The 17,044-nt window shown below is 73.5% G+C and carries 13 protein-coding genes; 8 read left to right on the plus strand and 5 right to left on the minus strand.

Annotated features, from left to right (window positions below):
- Positions 1–42: 42 nt before the first annotated feature.
- From KBX50_RS01490 to smpB, 3 genes are all read left to right on the plus strand, one after another.
- Positions 43–555 (plus strand): NUDIX domain-containing protein, encoded by a 513-nt coding sequence (locus KBX50_RS01490; RefSeq protein WP_210933917.1) that lies wholly within the window; start codon positions 43–45, stop codon positions 553–555.
- Positions 556–668: 113 nt separating this feature from the next.
- Entirely contained in the window at positions 669–3,020 is a 2,352-nt protein-coding gene (locus KBX50_RS01495) for a hypothetical protein (protein ID WP_210933919.1), read from the plus strand.
- A 31-nt stretch (positions 3,021–3,051) separates the two neighbouring features.
- Positions 3,052–3,543, plus strand: coding sequence for an SsrA-binding protein SmpB (gene smpB, locus KBX50_RS01500; RefSeq protein ID WP_210933921.1), 492 nt, complete (start codon positions 3,052–3,054; stop codon positions 3,541–3,543).
- Positions 3,544–3,637: 94 nt separating this feature from the next.
- Here smpB and KBX50_RS01505 read toward each other — a convergent pair whose 3' ends face one another.
- The 3 genes from KBX50_RS01505 to KBX50_RS01515 all read right to left on the minus strand — a co-directional run bounded on the left by KBX50_RS01505 (position 3,638) and on the right by KBX50_RS01515 (position 7,931).
- Positions 3,638–4,051, minus strand: coding sequence for a hypothetical protein (locus KBX50_RS01505; RefSeq protein ID WP_093405922.1), 414 nt, complete (start codon positions 4,049–4,051; stop codon positions 3,638–3,640).
- Positions 4,052–4,092: 41 nt separating this feature from the next.
- Positions 4,093–4,983, minus strand: a complete 891-nt coding sequence (locus KBX50_RS01510; RefSeq protein WP_210933923.1) for an MHYT domain-containing protein — start codon at positions 4,981–4,983, stop codon at positions 4,093–4,095.
- Between the two features lie 167 nt (positions 4,984–5,150).
- Positions 5,151–7,931, minus strand: coding sequence for an RNA helicase (locus KBX50_RS01515; protein ID WP_210933925.1), 2,781 nt, complete (start codon positions 7,929–7,931; stop codon positions 5,151–5,153).
- 86 nt (positions 7,932–8,017) lie between these two features.
- On the opposite strand from KBX50_RS01515, the gene KBX50_RS01520 reads away from it, so the two are divergent.
- Positions 8,018–8,773, plus strand: a complete 756-nt coding sequence (locus KBX50_RS01520) for an HAD-IA family hydrolase (protein WP_307870799.1) — start codon at positions 8,018–8,020, stop codon at positions 8,771–8,773.
- 120 nt (positions 8,774–8,893) lie between these two features.
- Here KBX50_RS01520 and KBX50_RS01525 read toward each other — a convergent pair whose 3' ends face one another.
- Positions 8,894–9,826: a diacylglycerol kinase gene (locus tag KBX50_RS01525; protein ID WP_307870815.1), complete on the minus strand. Its 933-nt coding sequence runs from the start codon at positions 9,824–9,826 to the stop codon at positions 8,894–8,896.
- Between the two features lie 206 nt (positions 9,827–10,032).
- Here KBX50_RS01525 and lanKC point away from each other — a divergent pair, with 206 nt between their 5' ends.
- The 4 genes from lanKC (at position 10,033) to KBX50_RS01545 (ending at position 16,413) form a co-directional block, all read left to right on the plus strand.
- Positions 10,033–12,642, plus strand: a complete 2,610-nt coding sequence (lanKC, locus tag KBX50_RS01530; protein WP_210933927.1) for a class III lanthionine synthetase LanKC — start codon at positions 10,033–10,035, stop codon at positions 12,640–12,642.
- Positions 12,643–12,648: 6 nt separating this feature from the next.
- The gene (locus KBX50_RS01535; protein WP_093405935.1) at positions 12,649–12,768 is read left to right on the plus strand and encodes a SapB/AmfS family lanthipeptide; all 120 of its coding nucleotides are present in this window, start codon (positions 12,649–12,651) and stop codon (positions 12,766–12,768) included.
- A 73-nt stretch (positions 12,769–12,841) separates the two neighbouring features.
- Positions 12,842–14,566 carry an ABC transporter ATP-binding protein gene (locus tag KBX50_RS01540; RefSeq protein WP_210933929.1) on the plus strand — a complete coding sequence of 575 codons (1,725 nt, stop codon included), beginning with the start codon at positions 12,842–12,844 and terminating at the stop codon, positions 14,564–14,566.
- Positions 14,563–16,413 carry an ABC transporter ATP-binding protein gene (locus KBX50_RS01545; RefSeq protein WP_210933930.1) on the plus strand — a complete coding sequence of 617 codons (1,851 nt, stop codon included), beginning with the start codon at positions 14,563–14,565 and terminating at the stop codon, positions 16,411–16,413. The genes KBX50_RS01540 and KBX50_RS01545 overlap by 4 nt, the downstream gene beginning before the upstream one ends.
- A gap of 18 nt (positions 16,414–16,431) precedes the next feature.
- On the opposite strand, the gene KBX50_RS01550 is transcribed toward KBX50_RS01545, so the two are convergent.
- Positions 16,432–17,010: a response regulator transcription factor gene (locus KBX50_RS01550; protein WP_210933931.1), complete on the minus strand. Its 579-nt coding sequence runs from the start codon at positions 17,008–17,010 to the stop codon at positions 16,432–16,434.
- Positions 17,011–17,044 lie beyond the last annotated feature (34 nt).

The raw sequence follows: 17,044 nt of genomic DNA on the forward strand, positions 1-17,044 counted from the left end.
TGCCGGCGATGCCCGGCCGCATGCCAGGTAACGTGCTGCGGCATGACTGGCGTGGCGTACTCGCATTGTTCGTACTGCGGCGCGGCCTACCCGCCGCCGGTCGGCTGGCCCCGGCTCTGCGCGAGCTGTGGTCAACAGGTCTGGCGTAATCCGCTGCCGGTAGCGGTGGCCGTACAGCCGGTGCTGACCGCCACCGGCCTCGGCGTGGTGGTCGTCCGGCGGGACATCGAACCCGCCCGGGGGCGGCTCGCGCTGCCCGGCGGGTTCATCGAGCACGGCGAACGGTGGGAGGACGCGCTGGTCCGCGAGCTGCGCGAGGAGACCGGCCTGCATGCCGACGCGGCCGGCGCCAGGCTGGTCACCGTGCAGAGCGCGCCGGCCGGCGGCACCATGCTGATCTTCGGAGAGCTGCCGGTACGCCCCGCCGAGGAGCTTCCGCCCTCGGCGCCGACCGCGGAGGCCACCGAGTGGCTGGTGCTGACCGAGCCGACCGAGCTGGCCTTCTCCACCCACACCGAGGTACTGGCTGACTTCCTCGCCCGCCGCCCGGTCTGACCCGCCGGGCATCGCCAGCAGGCGTGTTCGTCGGCTCGGCGGGTAGAAGGGGGGACCGCACCGGTACGCCGGCCCGTGCCAGGCCGGGTCGGTGCACACGTTCCGGGGGGCCGATGACCAGCGAGCCGGGGGCCTCGGACGACGTCGTGGAGCTGCGGGTGCACGGCGTGTCCGGTGCCGACGCCGAACAGATCCTCGACCGTCCGCACAGCCACCAGGTCGCCGGGGACCGCAACGGCGGGTTCTACCGGCCGCGCCCGGGCTATCCGGACACCAGGGGCCCGGCGGGCGTGACGCTGGAGGCGTACCGATGGGGTGAACTGCCCTCCGGCACCACCATCCGCACGCTGTCGCTGATGTTCCTGCTGCCGTTCATGCTGTGCAACGTCGCGATCTGGATGCGGCCGCCCCCAGGCCACAAGCCCGATTCCGGAGTGAAGGCGTTGTGCCGGCTGCTCGCCCTCAGCCTCACCATGCTGTACGTGCTGGCGGCGATGGGCGTGGCGCTGGATCTGATCGCCTGGCGGTGCGTGCCGAACCCGTCCTGTCTGGCCGGGCGGCCGTGGCTGTCCTGGATCAGCGACCGACCTCCCGGGCTGACCCTTGCGGTCTTCGCGCTGCTGCCCCTCGGCGCGCTCATGCTGGTCTGGCTGCTCGGTGTCCGCCCAGGCCGCAACTTCGACGCCTTTCACACCCCGATCAGCACCTCGGGGGGCCACCAGCTCAGCGCGGTGGGCCAGTGGGACAGCGGGCCGACCGTGGACCGGCTCTGTTCGCTGCACGGCGCCGCCGGGCTGATGACCCTCGGCCTCGGCCTGGTCGCCGCCCGGATCAATTCGGGTCCGTCGCCGCTCAGCGTGGCCCTGGCCGTCGTCAGCGGTGCGGTGCTGTTGGCCAGCATCGTGCTGGTCTGCGCGCACCCGTTCGTCGACCTGCTGCCGACCGGCTCATACGCGGACCGGATCGCGCGCGGGCTGCGCAACCTGGCCTTCGTCTTGATCGCTGTGGTGCTGGTCGCGGTGTCGGTCGACCCCACTCCGTGGCGGATCCGGGACGGGCTGCCCGGCTACGCCACCGCCGTCGGGCTGGTCATCTCCGCCCAGGCGGTCCTGCTGTTCCTGCTCGGCACAGGCGCGCTGATCGCCCGGAGCCGACGCCACAGCACCGCCAACACCGCCGAACCACCCGGGCGTCGAGGCGCCGGCCGCGGTGCGGCACCCGCACCCAGTGTCGAGCCCGATGAGGCGCGTCGCGGATTTGGCCGTAACGGGCTCGGCGCCGGACCGCTACGCGGGCTGGGCGCGCCCGTGATCGCGGCCAGCGCGACCGGGCTGGCGGTGGCGATCTCCGCGGACCTGGTCTACCGGGTGGCCGATTTCCTCAACCGCCGTGCCGACGCCGACGGGGAGCGGGAGATCAGCCCGCCGCTGGGCTACAAATGGGCCATCTTCGTCTTCCTGGTGGCAGCGGCAGCCACCCTGCTGGCGGCGCTGATCATCGTGCTGGTCAGTCGTATCCCCCGGATGCGTACCGCCCGAGCCACCGTCGCGCACGACTTTCCCGACGCACCGCCGGCCGCCCGGTACCGCCTGCACCAGGTCGAACGCATGATCGCCCGGGCGCGGTTCACCGAACGGGTGGAGTCACTCGCGGTGGTGTACGCCTGTGTCGTCGGGGTGGGCATGCCCAGCAGCCTGCTCGGCATGCTGGGGCTAGCGCCCGGCCCCACGGTGCAGCGGTTCACCGGCATTCCGGCCGCGGCGACCAACTTCGGTATCCAGATGGGCAGTTTCCTCATCGCGGCGGTGGTGCTCGCGCTGCTCGTCGGCGGCATCTTCGCGTACCGTACGTCCCGGTTCCGCAGGTACGTGGGCGTGCTGTGGGACCTGGGGACGTTCTGGCCACGGGTGGCGCACCCCTTCGCGCCGCCCTGCTACGCCGAGCGCGCGGTGCCGGAACTGGGTCGACGGATCGTGCACCTCACTGACCAGGGTCACGGAGTGCTGCTCACCGGGCACAGTCACGGCTCGGTGCTGCTCGCGGCCACGATCCTGCAACTGCCGCCCGAGGTGTGCGGCCGGTTGGCGCTGCTGACCTACGGCTCACCGCTGCGCCGGCTCTACGCCCGGCTGTTTCCGGCGTACGTCAGTGACGAGGTGCTCCGTGAGGTGGGCGACCGGGTCGGCTGGCGGTGGACCAACCTGTGGCGGGACACCGACCCGATCGGCGGATGGGTGTTCTCGCCGCACCGGCCGGAGCGTCCGCCGGCGGTGTCCGACGCCGCCGGCACCGTGGACCGGCGGCTGCGGGATCCGGTCGGCGTTCGTCCGCCACCCGGCGACAGCGTCCCGCACCCGATCGTCGGGCACTGGCCCGGCGAATCCGATCCGCGCTTCGAAACAGCGGTGGCGGAGCTGGCGAGCCGGCTGCGGGCCCGGCTGCGTGAGCACGACAAGCCGGCCTGAGCCGATCGGCGGTGCGGCTATCCTTCCCCGAATGGGCACCTCCCCCAGCGCCGAGCGGACACTGATCGCGTCGAACCGTCGAGCCCGGCACGACTACGCCGTGCTCAAGACCTACGAGGCCGGCATCGTGCTGGCCGGCACGGAGGTCAAGTCGCTGCGGGCGGGTCGCGTCTCGCTTGTCGACGCCTTCGCGCAGGAACGCGACGGGGAGATCATGCTGTACGGCCTGCACATCGCCGAGTACGGCTACGGCACCTGGACCAACCACGCGCCCCGGCGGACCCGCAAGCTGCTACTGCGCCGGGTGGAGATCGCCCGGATCCTGGACCGGACCCGCGAGGGCGGGATCACCCTGGTGCCGCTGTCGATGTACTTCTCCGGCGGCTGGGCAAAGGTCGAGCTGGCGCTGGCCAAGGGGCGACGGTCGTACGACAAGCGGCAGGTGCTGGCCGAACGCGACGCGAACCGGGAGATCGCCCGCGAGCTGGGCCGCCGACTCAAGGGCCGCCCAGGTCGGCGCTGAGCCGGAAACCGTGGCTCGCCGTCGGGCCGGGTCGAGCCGGCCCGGGACGACCCGGAGACCGTCGGGACCCCGCGACGATCTCCCCAGCGGTCTCTCAGTCGGCGAGCAGCTGGGCGTGGGCCGCGCGCAACCGGGTCAGCGCGGGATCACTTCCCGGCGGGAAACGTCGATCGAGTTCGGCCCAGACCTCGGCGAGCGCCGTGGTCACCGCCCGCAGCTCGGCGGCGTGCCGGCGCCCGCTCTGCTGCCGCTGAGCGTCGAGGCGCCGAGACCAGCCGGCGGTGACCTCGGCCAGGCGCCCGGCGTCGGCGCGGGCCTCAGCGACGGTGCGGGCGGCGGCAGCCGGCACGATCGCGGCGACGGGCCGGGGGTCGCCGTCGCGGGTGACCACCGTGACCGAGTCGGTCAGTTCGGCCATGGCGACGAGTTGGCTGAGTCGGGTGCGCGCCTCGCGAAGGGGCAGCGAGCGCGCCGGGGCGTTTCGCGGAGTGAGGGCGGGGACAGCCATGAATACATGGTCGGTGCCGGGTACGACACTTTCCGCGACGGTCAGCGCGACGAATGGTCCCGGCGGGACGGAAACTGGGCCCCGGGGCGGGCCAGCGTCGACCGGGCGCGCAGCCCCACCGGATCGGGTGCGTCGGCGTTCGGCGTCGCGGTCGCCGTGGGCGGCTGCGGTCGCCGGGCGTCCAGGTAGGCGAGCGCGGCGCGGTCCTCGTCGGTGGGTGCGGCGAGCAACGCGTACACCAGACCGACCACGCCGAAGATGACCAACAGCACGATCGGGATCAGCAGCGTACCGACACCGGCCCCGCTGATCTCGCCGCGCTCCTCGTGCAGGTGCACCGACAGGGCGCTCATCCCGGTGAAGTGCATGCCGTTGACCGCCACCCCCATCACCAGCGCCGAGGCGAAGATCGCCACCCCCTTGCGTACGGTCACCGCGAGCCAGAGCGCGACGGTGGCCGCGACGACGGCGATCAGCACCGACAACCCCACCCGGAGGTTGTCGTAGAGCAACCGACCGTCCAGCCGCATCGCCGCCATGCCGGTGTAGTGCATCGCCGCCACTCCGGCGCCGGTGAACAGGCCGCCACCGACTATCCGCCCCGCCGAGAGCCGACCGGTACCCACGATCGCCAGGCCGATGCCGACCGCGATCACCGCGATCAGCGCGCTGCCAACGGTGATCGGCACGTCGTAGCGGATCCGCGACCCGGTCACCGCGAAGCCCAGCATCGCCATGAAGTGCATCGTCCAGATCGCCGTGCCACCGAGCGCCCAGGCGGCCAGGGTCCCCCACCAGAGCTTCTGGCCGGTGCTGGCGGCGGTCCGGATGCGGCCGGCACAGACCAGGCCGAGGATGGAACCGAGCACCGACAGCGCGTAGCTCAACGCCGGTGTGATCCAGCCGTACTCAAAGTGATTGATGTCCGCCACGTGGGCTCCCCCCAGAGCTGCTACCGGCGCGTAGCGCACGCGCCGATGACATGATCCGGGACGCCCTCACCAGGCACAACAGGCCCCCCGGGCAATTCGTGGGGTGCCGCTGCGGTGACGCAGCGATGCGTCGATTCCGACGGTCGCCCGGCGGCAGCCGGGCCGGTTCAGGCCGGCGAATGGTACGCCAGCACACCTCGGTTGACGGCGTTGATCGCCTGCCGTGCGGTGGCCCGCAGCTCGGTCGAGGCGCCACCGGAGTCGGCCAGCTGGCCGAGCAGGTCCACCACCTGACGAGCCCATCGGACGAAGTCCCCGGCGGGCATCTCGCCGTCGAGCTCGTGCCCGCTGGCCAGCACCTTCGCCAGCGCCTCACCCCGGGCCCAGCGGTAGACCGGCCAGGCGAAACCGAGATCCGGCTCGCGGGTGACGGCCAGCCCGCGCGACGCCTCCTCAGCCTCGATCTCGCTCCACAGCTTCAGGGTCGCGTCGACCGCCTCGGCCACCGCGCCGCGCGGCAGCGAGGCGCGTTCGTCGACGTCGCGGCGGGCCTCGAAGACCACCACCGACACCGCGGCGGCCAGCTCGGCGGGCGACAGCCCGTCCCAGACGCCACGCCGGAGGCACTCCGCCACGAGCAGGTCCGCCTCCGTCCAGATCCGCCCGAGCATCCGGCCGGCGTCGGTGACGGCGCCGTCGGCGGCGAGGTAGCCGCGCCCGGTGAGCAGCGCGACGATCCGGTCGAAGGTACGCGCCAACGACCCCGTCCGACCGGCGACCCGCTGCCGCAGCTCCTCGGTGTCGCGCTCCAGCCGGCGACGACGCTCGGCCCAGCGGGCGTGCTCCTCCCGCTCCGGGCAGGCGTGGCAGGGATGCCGGCGCAGCTCGGTACGCAGCTGGCTGAGCTGGTGGTCCTCCCCCGACTGCCGGCCCCGGGCGCCACGGCGGGAGTGTCGGTCCAGTCCGGTGCCGCTGACCTGTGCCGCCAGGTCACGCCGGGCCGCCGGATTGCGGTGGTTGAAATGCTTCGGCACCCGGATGCGGGCCAGCACCTCGGCCGGGGTGGTGAAGTCGCCGGGGCTGATCCGGCCGGCCCAGCGATCCTGGGTGAGCACCAGCGGGCGCGGCTCGCTGAAGCCACCGGCCGCCGGATCGAGCACCACGGCCAGGCCGGCCCGCCGCCCGGACGGCACCCGGATCACGTCACCCACCCGCAGCCGCTCCAGGGCCGCCACCGCCGCCGCCCGGCGCTGGCTCTGCCCCTGCCGGGCGATGGCCCGCTCCCGGTCGGCGATGGCGACCCGCAGGGCGAAGTACTCGTCGAAGTCGCCGTGGTGGCACTCCGCCTCGACGCCGTACGCCTCGATGGTCTCGGTGTTGCGTTGCACCTGCCGGGCCAGGCCGACCACCGAACGGTCCGCCTGGAACTGCGCGAACGACGACTCCAGCAGCGCCCGCGCCGATTCCGCGCCGACGCTGCCGACCAGGTTCACCGCCATGTTGTACGACGGCCGGAAGCTGGACCGCAGCGGATACGTCCGGGTGGAGGCCAGACCCGCCACATGCCGGGGGTCGGTCTCCGGCGACCACACCACCACGGCGTGCCCCTCCACGTCGATGCCCCGACGACCGGCCCGCCCGGTGAGCTGGGTGTACTCCCCCGGGGTCAGGTCGACGTGCGCCTCGCCGTTGTACTTGACCAGGCGTTCCAGGACCACGCAGCGGGCCGGCATGTTGATGCCCAGGGCGAGGGTCTCGGTGGCGAAGACCGCCTTCACCAGCCCCCGGACGAACAGCTCCTCCACGACCTCCTTGAACGCCGGCAGCATCCCGGCGTGGTGCGCGGCCAGCCCGCGCTCCAGCCCGTCGAGCCACTCCCAGTAGCCGAGCACCGACAGGTCCTCGCCGGGGATCGCGGTCACCCGCGACTCCACCACGCGGCGGATCTCTGCCCGCTCCTCGGGTGAGGTGAGCCGCAGCCCGGCGGCGAGGCACTGCTGCACCGCGGCGTCGCAGCCGGCCCGGCTGAAGATGAACAGGATCGCCGGCAGCAGCCCCTCGCGGTCCAGCCGGTCGACGATGTCCGGGCGCAGCGGCCCCCGCCAGCGGGGGCCGCGCCGGCCGGCACCGAAGCCGGCGGAGCGTCCCTCACCGAGATCCAGCCGGCGCATCGTGTCCCGCGTGTAGCGCAGCAGCTCCGGGTGCACGTCGTGCTTGCGGGCCGCCGCGGCGTCGTGGAACAGGTCGAACATCCGCTTGCCGACCAGCATGTGCTGCCACAGCGGCACCGGCCGGTGCTCGCTGACCACCACGGTGGTCTCGCCCCGAACCGTGATCAGCCAGTCGGCGAACTCCTCGGCATTGGAGACCGTGGCCGACAGCGACACCAGGGTCACCGAGGCGGGCAGGTGGATGATGACCTCCTCCCACACCCCGCCACGGAACCGGTCGGCCAGGTAGTGGACCTCGTCCATCACCACGTAGGCCAGGCCGTCGAGGGTGGCCGAGCCGGCGTACAGCATGTTGCGCAGCACCTCGGTGGTCATCACCACCACCGGAGCGTCACCGTTGATGGCGTTGTCACCGGTGAGCAGCCCGACCTGCTCGGCACCGTAGCGGTCGACCAGGTCGTGGTACTTCTGGTTCGACAGCGCCTTGATCGGCGTGGTGTAGAAGCACTTGCGCCGGACCCCGTCGACCGGCGCCGGCCGCCCGGGCGCACCCCGCAACGCCAGGTGTACGGCGAACTCACCGACCACCGTCTTGCCGGCCCCGGTCGGGGCGCAGACCAGCACGCCACTGCCCCGTTCCAGGGCCTGGCACGATTCCCGCTGGAAGTCGTCGAGGTCGAACCCCAGGTCAGCGGTGAACTCTTCCAGCGCCGGGAACTGTGAGGCCTGGGCGGCCCGGCGGCGCGCCGCGGCGTACCGCTCGGCGGGGCTCGACATGTCACCAAGATTAGTGCGTGCCCACGACGAGCACCCGGCAAGGCCGACCGCCGGGGCGGTCGGAGTGGGTCGGTAGGGTGCACGACGTGCCGGATCATGCCGAACCGACCAGCCCCGTGCCCGACGTCGACGGTCGGGGTCCGTCCCGTCGGCAGGTGCGGGCGGTCCTGTTCGACTTCCACGGCACCCTGGCGCAGGTGGAGGAGCCCAGCCAGTGGGTGCTGGCCGCCGCGTCGGCGTGCGGGGTGGATCTGGACCGCGTCCGGGCGACCGCCCTGGCCGACCGGCTGCTCACCGCCGGCCGCGCCGGTGGGCCGCTGCCCGCCCGGGTGCCACCCCACCTGGCCGAGTTGTGGGCCGACCGGGATCTTTACGAGCACGCCCACCGTGGTGCCTACACCGGGCTGGCCGACACGGTCGACACCGGCATCGACGGCTTCGCCGAGGCGCTGTACGAGCGGGTGCGCACGCCGCAGGGGTGGGTGCCCTACCCCGATACCGCGCCGACCCTCGCCGCGCTGCGGACCGCCGACGTCCGGGTGGCCGTGGTCAGCAACATCGGTTTCGACATCCGGCCCCTCTTCGACGCCTGGGGACTGGCCGACCTGGTCGACGCCCACGTGCTGTCGTACGAGGTGGGCCGCTGCAAGCCCGACCCGGCGATCTTCTGGCGGGCCTGCGGCCTGCTCGGCGTCGACCCGGAGGAGTCACTCATGGTCGGCGACACCCCCGCCGACGCCGGTGCCGTCGCCGCCGGCTGCGCCGCGCTGATCCTTCCCGCCGCCGACCCCGGCCGACCCAACTCCCTCGGCTCCGTCCTCAACCTCCTGCACACCCCCTGACCGCCGCGATCATGCAGTTGTGGCACCTGATTCGTTCGGGTACGCGGCTTTCATCCGGTGCCACAACTGCATGATCAACGGGGAAACGGGGGACGCGGGGAACGGCGGGGCGGGGGACGGTCAGCGGAGGAGGTGGAGGGCGTGGGGGGTGGCGGTGACGGTGAGTGGGAGGGGCAGGGAGCGCTCGCCGTCGGCGTAGGTGGTGATGCCGTCCGCGGCGAGGGTGACGGTGCGGACGCGGTAGGTGTGCACCAGGGGATGGTTGACGTGGGTACCGGCATAGATGCGCGGCTTGACCCGGATCAGGGTGCGTCGGTCGAACCGGCCGCCGACCACCACGTCGAGCAGGCCGTCGGTCGGGTCCGCGTCGGGGCAGATCCGCATCCCGCCGCCGTAGCTGGCGCCGTTGCCGACCGCCACCAGGACCGCGTCGACCTCGATCCGCTCGCCGTCGAGGGTGAGGGTGTACCGGCGGGGACGTAGCCGGGCCAACTCCGCCAGGATGGCCAGGTCGTAGCGGCGTGGACCACGCGGCCAGCGCATCCGGTTGGCCCGCTCGTTGACGATCGCGTCGAACCCGGCCGCCAGCACCGCGCCGTACCAGCGGAGCGTGCCGTCGGCGCCGGTCATCCGGGCCAGGTCGACCGGCCGACTGCGCCCCTCGCGCAGGGCCGCCGCGATGACGTCGACCGCGGCCCGGGGGTCGGCTGGAAAGCCGGTCTCCACCGCGAAGTCGTTGCCGGTGCCCGCCGGCACCGGCCCGAACGGCACCGAGGTGCCGGCGACGGCCTGCATCGCCCGGTGCACCGTGCCGTCGCCACCCACCGCGACCAGGGCACCGGCTCCTTCGGCGACGGCGGCCCGGCAGGCCGCCTCGGCCTCGGCCGCGCTGCCGGCCCGCAACAGCCGTACCGGCCGACCGGCGGCCGTGATCCCGTCCAGCAGGTCCGGCAGCAACCCCCGGTGCCGGCCACGGCCGGCGGTCGGGTTGGCCAGCACGGCGACGGGCCCACCGGATACCGACAGGTGATCGTCTGAGGTCACGGCGAGCACCGTACCTGCCCGGACCGGTGCGGGCGCGACCATGCCGACCCGTGCCGGCAACGGGAACCGGACAGTCCCATCGTCTGCGCCGCAACTGTCATTTGTCATGACCGGTCGTGCGGCACGCATCCATCTCCATGACTGAAAACACTAGGGACGCCATAGGCCGAACGGACAGACTCGTATCCATCAACAGGACCGCAGCCGGCAGGCGGATGGGAGGCGACACAGTGGACGAGCGCTACGACAGCTACTGCGCAGCCGACCCGCTGTTCTACGACTCCCTCGGCAGCGCCGTCGCGCAGCCCACCTTCGCCGCGGCGAATCGGCCGCTGCCGGCGGGCTGGCGTCGGGAGCCGCTCGACGACTGGCTCATCCACGCCCCGGACGGCGAGCGCCTGCCGCAGCAGGGCTGGAAGGTCCACGTGTCGGCCACGGTCGCCAACGCCGACCGGGTGCTGGACACCGTCTGGGACTACTGCGTACCCCGGGGGCTGTCCTTCAAGTTCCTGCGCGGCCCCCGCACCCTGCTGCTGCGCAACTCCAAGTACGCGGCCCGCGCCGCCAGCGGCAAGTTCGTGACCGTCTACCCGCGCGACGACGCCGAGCTCGAGCTGATCTGCAAGGAACTCGACGAGCTGCTCTCCGGCGAGGCCGGCCCGTACATCCTCAGCGACCTGCGGTACGCGGCCGGCCCGGTGTACGTCCGCTACGGCGGCTTCGCCGCCCGGTACTGCCACTCCCCCGACGGCCAGGTGGTCCCGGCCGTCGAGGACGACACCGGCACCCTGGTCCCGGACCGCCGCGACCCGGTCTTCCACGTGCCGTCCTGGGTGACGCTGCCCGACTTCCTCGCGCCTCACCTGGCCGCCCGCAACGCGACAAGCACCGAAGAGGTCCCCTACCGGATCGAGAAGGTCATCCACTTCTCCAACGGCGGCGGCCTGTACGTCGGACGCGACAGGCGCACCGACACCCAGCTCGTGTTCAAGGAGGCTCGGCCGCACGCCGGCCTGGACGCCGACGGTACCGACGCCGTCACCCGGCTGGCTCGGGAGGCCGCCGTCCTGCGCCAGCTCGCCGACCTGCCGCAGGTGCCCCGGGTGCACGACGAGTTCGCCCTGGGCGACCACCGGTTCCTCGCCCTGGAGTTCATCGAGGGCCGCCCACTGAACAAGGTCCTGGTCGATCGCTACCCGCTGATCGACGCCGACGCCACCGACGAGGACCGCGCCGCGTACGCGAGCTGGGCGCTGGACGTCCACCGCCAGGTCGACGAGGTCGTCCGGCCGATCCACGCACGCGGCCTGGTCTACGGTGACCTGCACCTGTTCAACATCATGCTGCGTCCGGACGACCGGGTCGCGCTCGTCGACTTCGAGGTGGCCGCCCCGATCGACGGGCACCGTCGGCCAGGTCTGCGCAACCAGGGCTTCGCCGCGCCCCGGGGACGGACCGGCGTGGCCGTCGACCACTACGCCCTGGCCTGCCTGCGGCTGGCCCTGTTCCTGCCGCTGACCCAACTGGTCCGCCTCGTCCCCGCGAAGGCGGCGCACCTGGCCGACATCATCGCCGACACCTTCCCGGTGCCGAGAGACTTCCTCGACGCGGCGGTAGCCGAGATCACCGCTGCCGACGCCGAGTCCGGGGACCGCGTCCCACCCACCGCCGACGTCCCACCCGTCGACCGGGACCGGCTGGCCCGCGCCATCCTCACCAGCGCCACGCCCGCACGCACCGACCGGCTGTTCCCCGGCGACATCGAACAGTTCCGCAGCGGCGGGCTCAACCTCGCCCACGGGGCGGCCGGCGTGCTGTACGCGTTGCACCAGGGCGGCGCCGGCCGGTGGCCGGAACACGAGCAGTGGCTGGTCCGCCAGGCCACCTCACCCCCGTCGGGCACCCGCTGCGGCTTCTACGACGGCCTGCACGGCGTCGCGTACGCCCTGGAAGTGCTCGGTCGCCGGCAGGACGCACTCGACGTGCTCGACATCTGCCTACGCGAATCGACCACCGGGCTGGACCACAGCCTGGCCGGCGGGCTGGCGGGGATCGCCCTCAACCTGGCCGAGCTGGGCGGGCGTACCGGGGAACCGGCGCTGCGGGAGGCGGCCTGGCAGGTCACCGGAGAGTTGGTGGAACGACTCGCCGACGACCCCGGCGGCGACGTCAGCGGCGGGCGACACCCCTACGCCGGGCTGCTACGCGGCCGGACCGGAGCGGCGCTGCTGCTGGTGCGCATGTATGAGCTGACCGGCGACCCGGACCTGCTCGACCACGCCGCCACCGCGCTACGACAGGACCTGCGTCGCTGCGTGGTACGTCCCGACGGCGCGCTGGAGGTCAACGAGGGCTGGCGGACCATGCCCTACCTGGGGCAGGGCAGCGTCGGCATCGGGCTCATCCTCGACCAGTACCTGCGCCACCGCAGCGACGAGCAGTTCGCCGAGGCGAGCGCCGCGGTACGTCGCGCCGCCCGGTCGCCGTTCTACGCACAGTCCGGCCTCTTCGCCGGGCGGGCCGGCATCATCGCCTATCTCGCCGCCCAACCCGACGATCCGGAGCTACGCGGCGAGCTGGACGGGCAGATCCGGCGGCTGGGCTGGCACGCCCTGCCGTACCGGGACGGCACCGCCTTCCCCGGCGAGCAGTTGCTGCGGCTGTCCATGGACCTCGCCACCGGCACCGCGGGCGTACTGCTGGCCCTGGCCACCGCCCGACCCGACGCCCCGACGACCCTGCCCTTCCTCGCGCCCCTCACCGGCGCACCGGACTCCCCCGCGACGGCGGGGGCGACCCTGACCCCGACGCCCGATAGGAGGTGACACGACATGGCGCTCCTCGACCTTCAGGGACTGGAGGCGGCTCCGGCCGACCGTACCGGCGGTGGTAGCCGGGCGAGCCTGCTGCTCTGCGGCGACAGCTCGCTGTCCGTGACGACCTGCAACTGATCGGACCGCACCACGCGAGGCCCTGGACGGTGACCTGACCGTCCAGGGCCACGCCGTACGACCGGGAGGACCGATGCGAACGCTGGCCGGCGAAGACCGCCTGCTGTTCCGGGTGGTCCGCGACGGTGGCGGCTGGACCGTCGCGCTGGTGGTGGTGGCGCTGACCGGTGCCGCCGCCGAACTGGCCCTGCCCGCGGTACTGGGGCTCGCCGTGGACGCCGCAGTCGGTGGTGATGTCTCCCGGTGGCCCGTCCTCGCCTGCGCCCTGGTCGTCATCCTGCTGGTCACCGACGTCCTCGGTGACCTGGCCGGCGGGTACGGAGCCGCCCGGGCCACCGCCCGGCTCCGCCGGCGGCTGCTGCGGCACCTGTTCGCGCTGGACGTCCGGGCCGTGCGCCGCTTTCCGGTCGGTGACCTGGTCGGCCGGCTGGCCGGGCAGGCCGCTGACACCGGGCAGGCCGGCACCGCCGTGGCACTGGGCGGGATCGCGGTCCTGCCGCCGCTGGGCAGCGTGGTGGCACTGTTCCTGCTCGAGCCCGTGCTCGGGCTCACCCTCCTCGCCGGACTGGGCGTGCTGACCGTGCTCATGGCCACCTTCGTCACCGACGCCTCGGCAGTGATCACCGCGTACCAGCGGGTGCTCGGGACGATCGCCGGCCGGCTCCAGGAGGCGCTCGGCGGGTCCCGCACCATCGCCGCGGCCGGCACCACCGACATCGAGTGTGACCGGGTGCTGGCGGCGCTGCCCCAGCTGCGCGGCCACGGCCGGCTCGGCTGGCGGTTGCTGGCCCGGGCCAACGCCCGCGTCGCGGCCGTGGCGCCGCTGCTCCAGGTCGCGGTGGTCGCCGTCGGCGGGTACGCGCTGAGCGTCGGCTGGCTGACCCCCGGGCAACTGGTCGCCGCGGTGCAGTACGCCGCGCTCGGGGCCGGGCTGGGTGCGGTGCTGGCCACCCTCAACCGGCTGGTCCGCAGCCGGGCCGCGGCCCGCAGGATCGCCGAGCCGCTGTCGTGTCCGGTCCGCCCCGGCGGCGACGAGCCGCTGCCACCCGGCGGCGGCCACCTGCGGCTGCGCGGGGTCGGTGTGCGCGCCGACGACCGACCGGTCCTGGACGCGATCGACCTGGACGTGCCCGCCGGCTGCACGGTGGCCGTCGTCGGGCGTTCCGGCGCCGGCAAGTCCGCCCTGGCCGCCGTGGCCGGTCGGTTGTACGACCCGGACACCGGTGAGGTGCTGCTGGACGGGGTGCCGCTGACCCGTCTCGACCGGGCCGCGCTGCGTCGGGCGGTGGGCCACGCCTTCGACCGCCCGGTGCTGGTCGGCGAGACGGTGCACGACGCGATCGGCCTCAGCCTGCCCGAACGGTCGGCCCGGCCGCCGTCGACCGGTGCGCCGGCCACCGCCGCCGTCCTGGCGGCGGCCCGGGCCGCGCAGGTCGACGGGGTCGTCGCCCGGCTGCCCGACGGATTCCGTACCCGGACCGTGGACGCACCGCTGTCCGGGGGTGAGGCACAACGGCTCGGGCTGGCGCGCGCGTTCCACGCCGAGCGGCTGCTCATCCTCGACGACGCGACGTCCAGCCTGGACACTGCCACCGAACATCGGATCACCCGCGCGCTGACCGGCCGGAATTCGGGACGTACCCGCCTGGTGGTCACCCACCGGGTGACGACGGCCGCCGCGGCCGACCTGGTCGCCTGGCTCGATGCCGGTCGGCTGCGCGCCCTGGCCCCGCACCGGCGGCTCTGGGCGGACCCGGACTACCGGGCGGTGTTCGCGGGCGACGGTGTCCCTCAATGAGCGGCCCCGAGATCGGCCGGACGACGTGGCGGGCGCTGCGGGCGCGTCGCCGGGACGTCGGCCGGCTCGCCGCCTGGTCGGTGGTCGAGTCCCTGCCGGCGCTGCTCGCCGGGCTGCTCGTCGCCCGCGCCGTCGACCAGGGATTCCTGGCCGGCCGGTTCGCCACCGGCCTGGCCTGGCTGGGCGGACTCGCCGTGGCCATCCTGCTCGGCGCGGTGGCGACCGGGCGGGTCTACCGGAGCCTGGGTGCCGTGGTGGAACCGTTCCGCGACGAGTTGGCCCGGCTGGTGGTCCACGGCGCGTTGCACGACGCCACCCGGGCCGGCGGTCACCCGGACAGCGCCCCGGTGGCCCGCCTGACCCACCACGTGGAGATCGTCCGGGACACCTTCGGTGGCCTGGTCATGGTGGTACGCGGCTTCCTGTTCACCGCCGGAGCGGCCCTGCTCGGCCTGCTGGCCCTGGATGCCACGGTCGCGGCGCTGGTGGCGGCCCCGCTGCTCGCCGGGCTTGTCGTCTTCGCCGCCGCGCTCCCGGCGATGCTGGCGCACCAACGCACCCAGGTGCGGGCCGGTGAGGCGCTCGGCCGGTCGGCGGCGACCGCGCTCACCGGTCACCGCGATGTGCTCGCCTGCGGCGCCGAGGAACGCGCGGTGGCCGAGGTCGACCGCAGGGTCGACGACCATGCCGACGCCGAGCGGACCCTCGCCCGGATGTCCGCGCTGCGCAGCCTGAGCCTCGGCCTGGGCGGCTGGCTGCCGGTGGTGGTCCTGCTGCTCGCCGCGCCGTGGCTGGTGCGGCGCGGGCTGAGCACCGGCGCGGTGCTCGGCGCGCTGGTCTACGTCACCACCAGCCTGCAACCCGCGCTGCACGCCCTGGTGCAGGGGCTCGGTGGCGGAGGGCTGCGCTACGCCGTCACTCTGGAACGGATCCTGGTCACCTGCCGTCCCCCTCCGCACAGCGGCTCTGCGGCCATCCCCACCCCGGAACCGGACGCTGACCGCACGGCGGTTCGGGTGGCCGACCTGACCTTCCGGTATGGCCCCCGCGCCCGACCGATCCTGGACAACTTCTCGATGGCCCTGCCCGAGGGGGAGCATCTCGCGGTGGTGGGGCCCAGCGGAACCGGCAAGTCCACCCTGGCCGCACTGGTCGCCGGCCTGGTCGAGCCGGAACGCGGCACGGTCCACCTCGCCGGTCGGCCGGTGGCCGCCGTCGCCCCCGCCGACCGGGCCACGCTGCGGGTGCTCGTACCGCAGGAGGCGTACGTCTTCAGCGGCTCCCTGGCCGACAACCTCCGTTACCTCTGTCCGGACGCCGACGACGCGGCCGTCGAGACCGCGCTGGCCAGGCTCGGCGCCGACGTACTCGCCCGGCGGCTGGGCGGCCTCGCCGCCACGGTCGACCCGGCCACGCTCTCCGCCGGTGAGCGGCAACTGATCGCCGCCGTGCGCGCCTACCTGGCCCCCGCCCCGCTGGTCATCCTGGACGAGGCCACCTGTCACCTGGACCCGACGCTGGAGGCCACCGTCGAGTCGGCGTTCGCCCGACGACCGGGCACCCTCGTCGTCATCGCCCACCGGATCAGTTCCGCCGTCCGCGCCCGTCGGGTGTTGGTGTTCGACGAGGACGGTCCGTTGGCGGGCAGCCACCACGAGTTGCTCGCCCGTTCACCGGTCTACCGGGATCTGGTTGGGCACTGGGACGCGACGGCGTCGCCAGCCGCCGACCCGGATCGCGCCGCCGACGGCGATCGTCCGGTCGGCGCGGATCGGGTCGTCACCACCGACCGTGCCGCTGTCGCGGAGCGTGCTGCGGCTGCCGGAGGATTGCCGCATCGCGGCTGACCCGGCGCGGCAGCCCGGTCAGATCCACCCCGCGTCCCGGGCCACCTGGACTGCCTCCACTCTGGTGCGGCCGCCCGTCTTCCGGATGATCCTGCCGAGATGATTGCGGACGGTGCCAGGGGCGAGACCGAGTGAGCCGGCCACCTCCGAGACCGGCGCGCCACCTGCGGTCAGGTCGAGAATCTGCGCCTCACGCTGGGTGAGTGGGCTGTCCCGGTGCAGCGCCGCCAGCACCAGATCCGCGTCGACCACCGACTCGCCACGGGACAGCCGGCGAATTCCGTCCACCACCCGCTGCGGCGGGACGTCGCTGCCGAGGACGCCGACGGTCCGGGACGGGGTGAGCATCCGATGCAGACTCCCCGCCCGGCGCGGCTCGGCGAGCACCAACAGCGGACACGAGTCGGTCGCCGGCAGCCCTTCGACGAGGTCGAGGTCGACCACTGCCACGTCCGGACGGCGGGAGCGGATCGTCCACGTGACCACGTCACCGCGATCCACCTCCGCCACCACACTGATGTCGTCCTCCGCGGCGAGCACGAGGGACAGGGCGCCACGGACCAGGGCGCCATCGATAGCGAGCAGGGTACGGATCACCGTAGGCTCCCCGAGCATCGTCAGCTGGATCACC

The sequence above is a fragment of the Micromonospora sp. C51 genome (assembly GCF_018070435.1).
Taxonomy (GTDB): Bacteria; Actinomycetota; Actinomycetes; order Mycobacteriales; family Micromonosporaceae; genus Micromonospora; species Micromonospora sediminimaris.